The following is a 14299-nucleotide window of genomic DNA, read 5'->3' on the forward strand; positions in this document are numbered from 1 at the left end:
ATCAATATCATCATTTTTAAATACAGGTGTTTCTGTATCTTCTGGTATGGTTTGCGCTGGCTCTGCTTCTGGCGCTGCCGCTGGCTCTGCTGCGGCTGTAAATACGGGGTCATCAATACCAAACTTTTCTTTCATTGTGCGTGCAACAATTGCTGACGCTTCTACCTCTGTAAAGCCTTGCTTAATAGCTGCGTCATACTGCTGCTTTTTAACAATTTCAATTGCTTCTTCTGGTGATGAACCAGCTTCAACCAACTGATCAGCGCCTTGCTTAACGGCTTCTGCTGTTTTTTGTTGGTAGCCCATGACTTTTTGCGCCGTTTCTGAGCCGGTACGCATAACGCCACCAACCGTAATGCCGCCAACAAAGGCTTCGTCTAGCCCTTCAAATTCATCAATGCTTTTGCCTGCGCCCCATTGCGCTAGTGCTTCTTGCCCTGTTTCTGTTAAGCCTTCGCCTACTGCGCCTTTAAATATGCGCTTTGCAAAGGTTGGATCGCGTACAGCGTCAACAAGCTCGCCCTTGCCCATTCGTTTAGCCGTTTCGACTACGCCATCTTTTAAAATGTCTTTACCAAGTTGACCCATGCTTACTTTAATGCCTAAGCGCTCAAGTAGCATTTGTCCTGAACCTGACGCAACGGCTCGTGCTACATTCTTTTCATCTTCGGGCTGTTTTTCGTAAGCCTCTTGAGATAAGCCTCCGGCAAGAGTAGCGGCGCCAATTGGATTTGCTGCTGCGGCCATGTATGGCAACGATCCGGCAACCAGTTCGCCAGCATAATTACCAAAATCTTTTAACCCTCCAATATCTTTGTATGACTTGACTGTTGGCTCATACGCCTTTTGTTCTTCAACATTTCGTTCAATGCCTTTTTCAGCCCACTGGTCAACTTCTGCGCCTGGCCTAAGCTTATCAGCAAGCCAGCTATCAAAAGACCCAGGCTTTAGCACGTTAAGCTCTCGCTTTGTAGGCTCTGGCTTCTCACCAATAACATCAGTTAGCCCCTCAGCCGCGCGATAACCAATCTCTTGCAACTTATCAACGCCTGCCCCTAGCGCTGCAGACATGCCTGATTCTGGCTCCGACACAGCTTCGGCCTTTATTTCGCTAGCGCCAATGAGTCCGCGCTTAACGGCTTCATCATAAGCCTCTTTTTGAGGCCCTTTTAATAAGCCGCGCTTGTCAGCCTCTTGCAGTGCAAGTAATCTTTCATTGTTCATGTGCTATTTCTCTCCAGAGCTGCCGTAGATAAAACTCATTAATTCATCATCACTAAAGTCAGCATATCCTTTGTTTCCACTCCCTTCCTTTGGGGGGGCTTCTGCGACTTGTTTGCCATAAATCTCACCTAGCTTATCCTCGCGCTGCTTAAACTGGGCTCTAACTGCCTCTATCAGTCTCTTTTTCTTCGCCTCGTCGGGCGAGTCTTTTTTAGGTGCGCCATAGCTATACTCTATTTCAGCAAGAGCATCGGCTTCATCTTTTAGTATTTTTGCTCTTTCCTTGCGGTACTCGGACTCTTGAGGGGCTTCTTTTTGCTGTGCGCTTCTTCTTCCAAAGTTTGCAGCAACTTCGGTCCCCATTTTGTCCCAGTATTCAGGGCGCTCTATCATATCTGCCATCATTGCGCGAGTTTTTACAGTGCCAAAAAGCTCTTTGGGCGTATAGGTCATTACTGGATCATCAGGTTCAGATGTTCTGCCCTTGGTCATTGGTTTTATTTCTTTCATGCCATTTTCATAAGTAACCTCTATTTCAAAGCCAAACCTTGGCGGCTCGCCTTTTTCACTCAGAGGCACATAATTAACAATCTTATTGCTTGCAACCTTAGATTTTACGTTTTCGTTGTACTGCCCAACGGTTGAATTTAGCTTGTCGGAAAAAGCAGCGTTTGTTAGCTCTATTGATTTAGGCGAGTTTAGTTCAGATACTTTGCCTGTTTTTGCAACTTCACCGAGCAAAGAGTCAAACATTTTTATGTTTTCTCTAGCTTCTGGCTTTGCGTAAGTACGCGGATCCATCGCCTTATTTCTTTGCATTACAGGCTCTAAATCTTTCGGTATAGTCCCCGTATCTCTGTATGTTTGCCACGCCATTGCTATTGCTGGCTGGTCATTTTTCCAATTCGCTTGCTGTGTTTGGTAGTTTTGCTGCCACTGCCGATAGTTGCTGGTATCTTCTCTGGTTTGCTCTCGATACGCTTTGGTATCGGCAGCTTGCTGATCACGATAAGCAACATCTTGCTCGCGATTGTTTTTTCGCTCTTTATCTAACTGCGCTTGTCGATCTAAACCATCTTGATAGCGTTGCTCATTTCGCTTATCCAAATCAGCTAACCGGGCTTTATTATCTTTTCGTGCTAGATGGCGATCCATCATTTCAAAGCCTTTCAATGCACCATCTACAAATGCGCCTGCCATACATTACCCCTTAAAGTGAACCAGCAACTAAACCTATAGCGCCACCAATGGCCGCGCCCCAAGCCCCACCAATCGAGCCGATCTCTGCGCCTGCCATTGCGCCAGCCATAACGCCGGTACCAGTAGCGCTTATCTGAGCGCTTTTCTTTTGCTGCTTTAGGTTTTCATTAGTCATATCGCGGTTTTGTTCCATATCCGACAATGTTTTAAGTGAACCAGTGGCCTTGTTCTTCGTGCTTTGGCCGGCTTGCATAATTGAATAGCCCATTATTTACCTCCAATATCAGCTAGAGACTTAGGCGCGCCGCCTTGCCCCGTTAGTATTTGGTTTTGCAAATCATCTACAGATTCACGTGTTTCATTATTTATAGAGGCCGTTGTAAGACTTTTTAAAAGCCCTGTATTAGCACTGCTTTGTTTTGTTTCGTCCGGCGCTAAACCGTATCGCCCTAAGCGCTGAGACTCAGCTACTTTCGATTGATTGAAAGAGGTATTTATATTTTTTTCATTGCGAGCCATTTGTTCATTTAACAATTTGTCGCTAGTAGCAAGGCCAAACAATTCTTCTTGCACAGGTAAAAACCGGTTTTTATAATCTTCAAATTGCTGGCGAGTTAGATCCGCCAGGGCGTTTTGATACTTGTCTGTTCTGATATTGGTGGTATCAACATCGTAAATGTCGTATTCAAAATCATCTTCCATAGATTTCTCCTATGTAGTCCAGTTGTTAGGGTCGTTATTGCTTGCTAAGTTGAAACTCATATTAACCGCCTCCCATTAGTGATTTATTTATATCACTTGGTGTTGCTGCGTTAGGGTTGATCACTGCGTCTGGCTTTGGAGGTGATAAGTTGCTGTAATATCTACCTGCAGCGCCCGCCAGCGCGCCCGCAGCACCTATAACCGAGTCTTTTCCTGCTCGGCTGTTATTTGCATCGTTAATGGCTTTTCGCTGTGAGCTTGCCGCTATATCGCTGAGTGTTGCTGTGGCTTCCTGTGACTGCCCTTGCCCCATTGCCATTACATTGCTCATTTTGCCGATGTAACGCTCTTGGCCGGCCACTTGTGATCGTGACGTAGCATCGCTTGTTACTGACGCTTCATTGTCTGCCATATCACTAACAACGCTTTTAAATTTGCCGCTATTGGGGTTTATGCCATTGGCTTCCATGCTTGATAGTGCGTTATTGCTGGCATCTGAAAACGATTTTTTATAACCAATATTGGTGTTCTCGGCTATGTCATCGTAAACGCTTGCGTCATTGGATTGCTTTGCTTCGTCAATAACTTGGTTTTCAAATGGCACAATGCTGTCTTGGTAGTAGCCCCATTCTTCGGCGTACACTTTCGCTAGCTCTTTTTCATACTCTGTTTCTTTAACTTCGCCTGACGAACCGCCCATGCTATTCACCTCTAATAAAGTACCGCCATACAGATAGACCATTGTGCGCACCAAAGCGCCGCCAGCCATGTTTGGGGGCTAGCTTGTCAAAACCTTTTCTGGCTGTTAAAAATTCTATAAATGAAGCGTTGCCCTTCTCGGCAAGCCGTTTGATGTGATGTTGATACCTGATCATGGCGTTTCCACCATGACAGGACGCAACTGTAACTTCGATATACGGAACGCGATTAATGTAACGCGGCCACAAGACAAAAAAACCATCGGGGATCAAAAACAAAAAAGCCCGCTCGTTTGAGCAGGCTTTGTCGATTTTTTGGTATAGGTGTGGGTCGTTTGCAATATTGCCTATTCGAGTTATTGGCTCTTTAAGCCGGTCACGGTGTTTAGGCCATGACACGCATTGCAGATGTGACTTTTCCATTGTGTAGAAATACTAACCTATATTGGGGGGTTTATCCATTATGAAATTGAGCTTGCCTTTTTAAACACAGAGCATCGTATATCTCCACCCACAGTAGGGAACCCATCTCTATAAGAAGTTGATTGATTCAACTTTGCTGTATACGTCCTTGATGTATTTGCGGGTATGTCGTGAATAAAGTTACTGAACTCATCTCCCGCCGAAGCATTTTTTCTTGACACTATCGAGCTTGACCCATTTCGGTAAAAGTCAATTGTTGCATATACGGGGCCGCCTTCATAAGCCGCGTAACCACTGCATTTTATACCGGTTATCTCTACCTTTCTTGCAAATGGCTCAGGTGAAATGCTAAATGAAACTATAGTGTCTCCGCTGCTATTTATCGAAAGAGAAATACCCTCTTTTATAAGCACATCATAAACATCACCTTCAAGATTTTGAGCATATACAGTGCCGTAAAAGCTCGCATCCTGACCAAATAGCTGATTGATATACGCTTGATTTATTTGCGCTGAGCCAATAGCGCCATTTGCAATATACGTAGTTACATTTGAACTCAAAATTTTACTAAGTCCCGCGAATGGGCCAAGTGAAGGCTTCCCGGTTACATCGTCATACGCAAGCGAGTTTAAATAAGCCAAACTGCCTAGTGCTGGCTTTCCTGTCACTTCGCTATAAGACAATGAATTTTTAGATGCCAGACTTCCAAGTGAGGGTTTACCGCTTAAATCGTTATAGCCCAGCTCACTTAAAAATGCGAAAGTTCCTAAATTTGGCCTGCCGCTAAGCTCGTTATAACCAAGCGAGTCTTTAGAAGCTAAATCACCTAGCCCGGTAATTTTGGATGAAGGTATTGCGCCAGTAGATGACATTACAACGTTTCCGTTGGCATCCTTTATTGTCACCGATTTAAGCGTTGCGCTATTGGCGTACATGTTGCCGCTTGGGTCAATTGAGAAGTTACCCGCCCTAGCGCCGGTTGTTCTATTGTAGTTTATTGACGGTGTAGTTAATGACGATCCGACAGTCACGCGATTAGATAGTAAGTCATCAGTAACTAGGCTCTTTATAAATGCCTGGTCAATTATTGCAGTATTTATAACCGTTTTACCGCCTGAAACTGCAAAGACAGGTGTTAAGTTAGTAGGATTCTGATCTGTTATTATTGCAAACTTAGCACCTTTAACCGCAAATATAGGTTCAACGCCGTCGTTTACTAGGCCAAGGCTAGACTGTAAGCCGTTAACGCTGGTCTTTACACCCCATAAGGCTGAGAAGTCACCCTCGTTAGATGCAACTGTTTGGCTCAGAGTTTGCAGGCTTGCGCCTAAGCTGTTGCCGTTTTCATCCTCAATGGCTGCCTTTAATATTTGGCTGGCGGTGCTTATAGCGCTATCTGCGCCTGCTTTGGTGTAGTAGTTGTTGTATAAATCCGCACCTATACTGCTTCCGCTTGGGTTTTCAATGGCGCTCTTTAGCTGCGTAGTTGCTGAACTTATCGCGCTATCGGCTTGCGTCTTTGTGTAATAGTTGGTTTGAAGTAATGAGTTTACATTGCTTAATTCAGTATCAAGCTCAGATCCTAGAGTTGTTACAGCTGAGCTTATAGCGCTATCTGTATCGGTTTTGGTGTAGTAATTCGCTTCAAGCTGAGATTTGTTGCCATCAATATTCGATTGTAACGCCGTTCTTGCAGAGCTAATTGCCTGGTTTACTTCTGCTGTGGTTGAGTAATTAACGTATAAATCCGCACCAACACTATCACCGTTAGGATCCTCGATGGCGCTTTTCAATTGCGTAGTTGCTGAGCTGATCGCACTATCTGCTGCCGCTTTAGTGTAATAATTGGTTTGCAAATCAGCACCAATACTATCACCACTTGGATCTTCTATAGCCGCACGTAAAGCAGTATCAGCACTAGCAATAGCCTCGTTTACCTTGGCGCTCGTAAAGTAATTATTTACTAGGTCGGCTTTTACATTGCCAACGTCACTATCAAGCTTCAATAAGTCTTGAGCGGTTGCTTTGGTCTTGTTGGCAAAGGTGGTTTGCAGCTGGTATAAACTCGCCTTGCTTTCGTCAATAGAAGAATTTAACGCGGTTATCGACTCTGATAATGCTGATTGCTCATTGGCAAACACATTTTGGCGATTGATTATATCCGCTTCTGCTAATGTTCTGCGTTCTTCCCCTAAATCACCCGCGAGCGCGTTCTCAATAATCGCTTGAGCGCTTGGTTCAAATACGGCTCTTAATTGCTGTTCGCTACTGGCGCTTGCCTCTTGAGCGTCTGCCTTCGTTTGGAACTCATTAAATAGCGTAGCCCCCAAACTATCACCGCTCGGATCTTCTATCTCGCTTTTTAAGGTCGTAGTTGCCTCACTGATAGCCTGGTCTGTTTCTACTTCGGTTTTGTAGTTGTTTTGCAGATCAGCGGCAATACTGCCTATATCATTGTCCAGCGTTGATTTAAGTGCGTTTGTTGCTTCACTAATAGCCTGGTCTGTTTCCGCCGTAGTAGAGAAGTTTTCGTAAATGTCTGCTGCTAAGCTGCTGCCTTCAGGATCTTCAATTACGCTTTTTAGCTGCTCCGTTGCCTGTGATATGGCTAAACCAGTTTGAGCGGTAGTTGAATAGTTTTGCTGCAGGTCTGCGCCAATGCTATGCCCGTTAGGATCTTCAATGCTTGCTTGCATTGCGTTTACAGCTTCGCTTATGGCGCTATCTGTATTCGCTTTGGTGTAGTAGGCATTAAACAGCGTTGCGCCCAGGCTATCACCGTTAGGATCTTCAATAGATGATTTTAATAGCTGATCCGCTTGCGCAATTGCGCTATCAGCATCCGTTTTAGTGTAATAATTTTGGTCTAAGCCTGCGCTTATTTCGCCTATATCGCTTTCAATATCAGAACGTAACGCGGTTACTGCTGAGCTAATAGCGCTATCCGTATTAACCTTTGTATAAAACTTGTCGTAAATTTCAGCCGACAAGTCACCAACGTTTGAGCTTAATTGAGTAGTTAACTCACTCAATGCGTTGTCTGTATCGGTTTTCGTGTAGTAATTAACTTGAAGGTTTGCAGCTACGCTTTCGCCTGCAGGATCTTCAATTTCAGATTTAAGAGCCAAAACCGCATTAGCTATCGCTTCTGTTGTCGTGGCCGATGTGTCATAGCTATTTAATAAGGTAGCTGATACGTCGCCTATGCTTGACTCTAGTTTGTTAAACTCCCTCGCAGTTGCTAGCACGTTGCCGGCATACGTTTCTTTCAAGGTATATAGCTCTGCCTGGCTGTCGCCAAATTCAGAACGTAGCGCAAAAATTGACTCTGCAAGCGCGCCCTGATCATCAACAAAGGCTTTCTGTTGCGATATTATCTCTGCTGCAAATTTTAGCTGCTTGTTGTTTGCTTCATCATTGGCAAGGGCGTTTTCAATAACCGCTTCGCTTAGTGGTTGGTACTCTGCCCTTAGCTGCGTATTAAGTTCAGCCAATGCACCGTCTGTATCTGTTTTTGTGTAATATTTTGTAAATAATTCAGCGCCTAAGCTATCACCTTGCGGATCTTCAATAGCTGATTTTAATAACGTTGTAGCATTACTAATGGCACTATCTGTTGCTACATTAGTGTAGTAATTAGTTTGCAAGTCGGCGGTAATGGTTTGCACCGCACTGGTATCACCGTCATCAATCGCCTGTAAAAGCTCAGTTTTAAGAGCGCTAACACTGCCGGCTATCGCACTATCCGCATTTACTTTCGTGTAGACATTCTCGTAAATATCAGATTGAAGATCATCAAGGTTTGAATTTAACTGCGTTGTAGCCTGTGCAATCGCCTGGTTAACTTCTGTCGTAGTTGAGTAATCAGTAAATAACGTAGCACCAATGCTATTACCGTTTTCATCTTCTATTTCAGATTTTATTAATTGCGTTGCCTGGCTAATGGCTGTGCTTGTATCCGTTTTAGTAAAGTAGTTGCTCTGTAGGTCTGCCGCAACGTCACCAATATCACCATCAAGAGTAGATTTTAGGGTTGTTGTCGCTTCGCTAATCGCGCTATCGGCTTGTGTTTGAGTGTAATAATTTGTTTGTAAGTCCGCTGTAATAGCCAAAGATAAAGCTTCATCACCATCATCAATCGACTTTAATAATTCAGACTTTAATGCTGTTACACTGCCGGCTGTCGCATTGTCTGCTTCTACTTTTGTGTAAACGTTTTCGTAAATGTCAGACTCTAGCCCACCAATAGCAGAGTTGAATTGATTTACTGACTCGCTAATAGCAAGGTTAACGTCTGCTGTTGTTGAATATTCTGAAAACAACGTTGCGCCCAGGCTTTCGCCTTCTGGATCTTCAATGGCGCTTTTAAGTATGGTTGTAGCTTGGCTAATGGCGCTATCTGTTGCTGTTGCCGTGTAATAGTTGGTCTGCAAGTCGGCTGTAATAGATTCAGATAAGGCCGTGTCGCCATCTTCAATAGATTGCACTAGCTCAGACTTTAATGCCGTCACACTGCCGGATATAGCGCTGTCCGCTTCGATTTTAGTGTAAACCGATTCAAAAACATTTGATTCAAGATCATCAATGCTAGAATTTAGAAGTGTTGTAGCTTGGCTAATGGCGCTATCGGTTGCTGCTGATGTGTAATAGTTATCCTCTAAGTTTGCTGAAACATTGCCAATATCACCATCAATTGTAGACTTTAAAGCTGTTGTCGCTTGGCTTATTGCGTTGTCGGCTTCAACTTGTGTATAAAAGTTTTCATGTAGATCAGCATTAACGCTATCAATGCTAGATTTCAGTTGTGTGCTAGCTTCACCAATTGCGCTATCAGTATCCGCAGCCGTGTAATAGTCACTCGTTAAAACCGATTGAAAACCGTTTTCGACTTCTGACTTTAATGCTGTTGTCGCTTCACTTATCGCACTTTCAGTATCAACCTTAGTAAGATAATTTACCTCCAAGTAAGATTTATTACTTTCAACCTTGCTGTCTAACTGAAATATTTTAGACGCGCTAGAACTTATGCTATTTGAAACAGCTTTATCAAGCGCAGTAATGCGTGCACTACTGTCATTAAATTGAGTTTCTATTTCAGATATAGATTGCGCTAACGCTTTCGACTCGTCCGTTATCGTTTCTTGGGTTCTTATAATACCTGCAGTTATAACTTCTTGGCGCTCTATAGCTTCATCATTAGCAAGCGCATTTTCAATAATTGACTCAGCTAAAGGCTCGAACTGGCTGTTTAATTCAAAAATAGCGCGTGATACGGCTTGTTCAGTGTCAACCTTTGTCGAGTAATCAGTGAAAAGCGTTGCGCCCAGGCTGTTGCCTGTAGGGTCCTCGATGGCACTTTTTAGTAATTGCGATTCAGTTGCAATGGCTAGATCTGATTCTACTTTGGTGTAGTAATCATTCGTTAATGTTGCGTTTACGCTTGAAAACTTTTCATTGAAGTCAGTCGTTAACGCATCATCAAGATCGCTTATTGCTTCGTTAACTTGCGTGTTTAGTTGCGAGCTTAGCTGCGTTGTCGCTTGGCTAATTGCGCTGTCGGTGTTTGTCTTTGTGTAATAACTCTGATCAAGTAGCGATGTTATTTCTTCTTTCGCGTCATTATCACCGCTTTCAATCATTGAACTTAGGTTTGTTACCACCTGGCTAATTGCGCTGTCCGTTGCAGTTTTGGTGTAATAATTTGTTTGCAGAGTTGCGCCCAGGCTATCGCCGGTAGGGTCCTCGATGCTGCTTATTAGCTGTAATCCGTATGCTGTTATAGCGCTATCGGTTTCTACACTTGTGTAATAGTCACTGTTAATTAACGCTGCCAAACTATCGCCACTTGGGTCCTCTATTTCAGCTTTTAATTGTTCAGCCGAAAAGCTTATCGCACTATCTGTACTTGTTTTAGTGTAATAATTTGAGTCAAGCAGAGCGCCTATACTATTGCCGGCAATATCTTCTATTTCAGATTTAACGGTTTGCGTAGCTTGAGCGATTGCCTCGTCTGTTGTCGTTTTTGTGTAATATGTACTCTCAATATCACCCGAAAGAGCAAGCCCGGTCGCCTCTATTTCAACTCGTATCGTTTCCGCTGCCGCTGCTATCGCTTCATTGGCCTCAGCCTTTGTTAGAAATTCAGCCTCAATACGTGCATTAACACCTTCAAGCTCAGATTCAAAAAGCGTGAATTTAGTTGTATTGTTAGTCCAGTTTTCATCGTTAATTGCCGCAGACTCTATTAGCTGCCTTGCTAATGAGTCATTACTTATTTCTACTGACTCAATGCGTGATCTGGCATTCGCAGCAACTTCCTTGGCCTCGCTGGTTTCATCCGTAAGATCCTCAACCTCTTGGCGTATCTCCGGTATTTCAGTTTTAAAGCTGCTTATCTCGCTTTGCATTTCTGGAATGTCAATTAGGTGCTGATCAACAATCCCTCTTATCTCAGGAATATCGACAAGCGTTTTATCAACATCGGCACGTATTGCGGGAATATCAATTAAGTTTTGATTTACGTCCTCGCGCAATGACGGTATATCAATTTTAAATTGGTCTATATCGCTTTTAAGTGCTGGTATCTCAGTAAGCTTTATATCTTCTATGCTAGTTTTTAATAAGGGTAGCTCAGCTAGGTTCTTATCAACATCAACTCTCAATTCATTAATATCTATGCCTATATCATCAATATTAACTTTTAATGCGGGTATCTCAGTATCAACCAATTCACCAAGCATAAAATCAAGCGCAGGTATCTTCCCAATTTCAGACGTTAAAAAAGTCCCTAAGTGAGACTTCTCAATCTTGCCGCCAATTTCATCCAAGATTAATTCAGCAGAGTTAACCGTTTCTGCATAGATACCGCTTGCGCCTTGGGTTGGCCCTTTCATATCAACGACATTTACGAAGCGGACCCAGTAATAATATTTAGAGCCCATATTTACAGCATCGCTAAATATATCCGCAACTTCTGTCGCTATGCGCGTTGCAGTGCCAAATATATCTTGCTCACTTCGCCATATTTCAGCATACGCATGACCTCTGTACGTTGGGTGATCCCATGTTATTGCTATGAAAGTAAATCCGCCTGTAGCAGTTAAGCCAACCGGCGCGTGCGGTCTTTCTACTCCACCGGTTGTAATCGGCAAGCCGCCGACGTTTGTGCCACCATTAGCATTATTGATAAGCGCGTTGCGCTTCATATCATCTAAGTTAACTAAGTCGCTAACCAGTAAAGCGCGATTATCCCCTTTGCCACGTTGACCGGTTAAAATTTCAATGTTTTCGGCCATAGCACTATCAGCCGGCTTTTGCTTTCCCTGTCTGACAATACCAGGAAACACACCTTTTTTTAATTTAGCCATTAAGCGGCAACCTCGCGCATAGTTGTGGCAATAGAAATACTGTGGATAATACCTTGACCGTAAACCTCAAAGGACCATGAGTTACCGCGTGTGTTTGGTAGTCTAAAAGCTGATTTTGGTATTTGACCCGGTTCTAAGTGCAAGACGACTTCGTTGTCAGCATAAATATAAAGCCCTGCAAGCTGCGTATCGACACCTTTAACCATCGCGCACGCAAAGCTTAGGTCATTAGCCGAAAACTCTTTAGAGCGCCATTCATAGCTCATTAGTGATGGGCTAGAATCCCACTTGCTAAGGTTTGCGCCCTGGCATGTATACAAAACATCATCAACAAGACTGTTGAACCCGCAAATTGCTGTTGCTGTAAAATGCCTAAAATCACCATTGCTCGGATCAAAAATAAACGCTTTATCTAAGTTGGCGCCGTAAAAAGCAAGATAGCGCCCTTCCTGGTGGTAAGCTTCGATAGTGCTTGGATCGTACTCCTGCCATTGCTCACGCGTAATAACTTGATTGGTTAGCATTGTTAAACCGCCACTTGTTAAACCTATTAATCCGTCAGGACTCGCGTATATAAGCGTGCCATTTACAATGACTGCAGATCTAGCGTTTGTGCACGATTGGTTAGACTCTAGCTTTTGACCCGCCATTGAGTCAGGGCTTATACCACTAAATAAATATGGGTAGCCTTTTGTTAAAACAGCTAACGTATTGCCAAGCGCAGCAACGGTTACTATTTCGTGCTCAGTTGTTAGCTGGTAAGCGCTAGGCCAAGCGTAAGGAAGGTATGACTCACTAAAGCAAACTGTGCTATCAAAAAAACCAGCCAATATGCCGTTTGCCATTGACGTTAAACCAATCATGTTTTCGTTTGGCATTTCATAATCGTAAGTGTCGAGTGATGAGCCTAGCTCGTCCGTTGGAATATCATCAACAAATTGATTTTGTGAGATTGGTATCTCTGCCACAAACAAGTAATCAGCTATGCCGCCGCCGGTTGCCGTTCTGTATATTCTGCGGTGCGTTATATTTGACGCATTTACATTTGGCGGCGATAAAGCAAGCGTTACGTATGTGCCTTCTTCATCCGGGTATCTAATATCAAGACGTTGTGACGCTTCGCCCGGCGGTCCTTCTTCGCCCTGCTCAGTGACAAACGTGTGCGTGTAGTAGCGTGTTTCATCATCGTTAGGGTCTATTTCATCGGTAGCCGCATCTGTCACCACTGCAATTATTGGTACTTCGGGTGCTTGAACGCCAAGACGATGAGCACTAGCAGGCATATTGGAGCCGCTAAAAATAGCGTTGTTAGTTACTTTTGGGTAGCCATCACCCGTAAAGTAAACACGTTGCCAAGGATCATCTGCAATTGGGCTCGCGACTGCGTTAACCACTTTATCCCAGGCGAACCAATGCTCATTTAAGTGCTGGTAAATGGTTTTTGCGTTTGGTAGTACAGATATACCGGTTAGCGCTGGACGCTTTAGAGGGGAAAGATTGCCATTATCAAAATGACAACCATACGCTTTAGATGCTGATTCATTGGGGAGTAAACGAGGATCGATTTTAGGCCGTTCACCGGCAAAAGTTTTAACAGATATGGCAGGCATAGGATTCGCTTATTTTAGTTTGAGTAGCTTGAAGGGGATTGGTTTAAAGGTTTATTACTTTTCGTTCCCACTTGTGAGCGCGCTTGCAGTGGTTAGCACCATCAAAAGGCTTTGCAAGAAAATCAATCACACGCATTTGATAGTGGTATCGTTTATCGTGCGACAACCTAAAGCTGCGCGCTGATATTGATTCGAGCTTTGTGCCATGGCAAATGCTGCAAATGGCTATATCAATACTGTATAGGCTGTTGAAAGCCCACACGCTACCAAACAAGGCGAATACCGATAAAATGATGAACGGCCCAATAAACAAAAGGCCACATAAAATGTAGCCTATTAGCGTTCTTAGTGCTTTAAGTGCAGCCATTATATGCACCTCTTTTATTGATCGGCCTGGTTAATTGCCCATGTTGCTGCAAAATTATCTGTTGCGAGTTGGTGCGCCTCTACTATCTCGGCTTTAGTGCATTCAACCATTACGCCGGTATCTACGTCAGCCGTAGACCATGGCACTATATGACTGTCGGGCTTATCCATTAGCTTAATAACTGCGTTACCTAGCCGTATAATGCTGCGCTCGTTTGCATCAAACGACTTGCCCGATGCGATAACGACTGTTGCAGCATCTATCGACGCCTGTCGTTTAGCTTTAAATGACGCTATATGCGGTGGCTCTTGCGATTCTTCATATTCCTTTTGGTTTAGTAGGCCTTCAATTGCGTCGCCGTCTAAACCTAGCTTTTCCATATATGCTTTTGACACATCTGTGTGGGTTGTGCCGTTGTGTAAATAGCTAAACATAATTGCCTCTTTTAAATGCGGGGGTAAGTAATTTTTTACGCAAGTTGTAGCTACTGGCGTGGCTTGCGTGGCCTATCCACGATTGGATTGATTGATTGATTTCGGGTAAATTTATTTGGTAATTTGCATACTGCCAATGAAATTTTTTAAGCTTGGCTTTGATGCTTTTGACGCTGCTTTTGCGCAACAATCGGTGTGTTGAGTAAATTCTATAACCTAAAAAATCAAGTGGCCTGCCGCCCTTTTTGGCAATCGGAAAGACCTGTGTTTTATT

Annotated in this window: 10 protein-coding genes and 1 pseudogene; all 11 read right to left on the minus strand. The window is 43.7% G+C overall.

Going from position 1 to position 14299, the window contains the following annotated elements:
• Positions 1 to 1224, minus strand: a 1224-nt coding sequence (locus Q0688_RS11665) for a hypothetical protein (protein WP_299076488.1), incomplete at its 3' end; no start/stop codon positions are given.
• Positions 1225 to 1227: 3 nt separating this feature from the next.
• The gene (locus Q0688_RS11670) at positions 1228 to 2424 is read right to left on the minus strand and encodes a hypothetical protein (RefSeq protein ID WP_299076491.1); all 1197 of its coding nucleotides are present in this window, start codon (positions 2422 to 2424) and stop codon (positions 1228 to 1230) included.
• A gap of 10 nt (positions 2425 to 2434) precedes the next feature.
• Positions 2435 to 2692 (minus strand): hypothetical protein, encoded by a 258-nt coding sequence (locus Q0688_RS11675; RefSeq protein WP_299076495.1) that lies wholly within the window; start codon positions 2690 to 2692, stop codon positions 2435 to 2437.
• Positions 2692 to 3126 (minus strand): hypothetical protein, encoded by a 435-nt coding sequence (locus Q0688_RS11680; RefSeq protein ID WP_299076498.1) that lies wholly within the window; start codon positions 3124 to 3126, stop codon positions 2692 to 2694. The genes Q0688_RS11675 and Q0688_RS11680 overlap by 1 nt, the downstream gene beginning before the upstream one ends.
• A 61-nt stretch (positions 3127 to 3187) precedes the next feature.
• On the minus strand, positions 3188 to 3826 hold the full coding sequence (locus Q0688_RS11685; RefSeq protein ID WP_299076501.1) for a hypothetical protein: 639 nt from the start codon (positions 3824 to 3826) through the stop codon (positions 3188 to 3190).
• 1 nt (position 3827) lies between these two features.
• Positions 3828 to 4247, minus strand: a complete 420-nt coding sequence (locus tag Q0688_RS11690) for a hypothetical protein (protein WP_299076504.1) — start codon at positions 4245 to 4247, stop codon at positions 3828 to 3830.
• Positions 4248 to 4285: 38 nt separating this feature from the next.
• On the minus strand, positions 4286 to 11614 hold the full coding sequence (locus Q0688_RS11695; RefSeq protein ID WP_299076507.1) for a lipopolysaccharide assembly protein LapB: 7329 nt from the start codon (positions 11612 to 11614) through the stop codon (positions 4286 to 4288).
• On the minus strand, positions 11614 to 13224 hold the full coding sequence (locus tag Q0688_RS11700; RefSeq protein ID WP_299076510.1) for a hypothetical protein: 1611 nt from the start codon (positions 13222 to 13224) through the stop codon (positions 11614 to 11616). The genes Q0688_RS11695 and Q0688_RS11700 overlap by 1 nt, the downstream gene beginning before the upstream one ends.
• A 43-nt stretch (positions 13225 to 13267) precedes the next feature.
• Positions 13268 to 13591 carry a hypothetical protein gene (locus Q0688_RS11705; RefSeq protein WP_299076512.1) on the minus strand — a complete coding sequence of 108 codons (324 nt, stop codon included), beginning with the start codon at positions 13589 to 13591 and terminating at the stop codon, positions 13268 to 13270.
• 14 nt (positions 13592 to 13605) lie between these two features.
• Positions 13606 to 14025, minus strand: a complete 420-nt coding sequence (locus Q0688_RS11710; RefSeq protein ID WP_299076515.1) for a hypothetical protein — start codon at positions 14023 to 14025, stop codon at positions 13606 to 13608.
• Positions 14018 to 14299 (minus strand): annotated as a pseudogene (locus tag Q0688_RS11715) (RNA-dependent DNA polymerase); the annotation flags it as partial. The pseudogene Q0688_RS11715 and the gene Q0688_RS11710, both read right to left, overlap by 8 nt.

It is taken from the genome of uncultured Paraglaciecola sp. (assembly GCF_937123705.1).
Classification (GTDB): domain Bacteria; phylum Pseudomonadota; class Gammaproteobacteria; order Enterobacterales; family Alteromonadaceae; genus Paraglaciecola.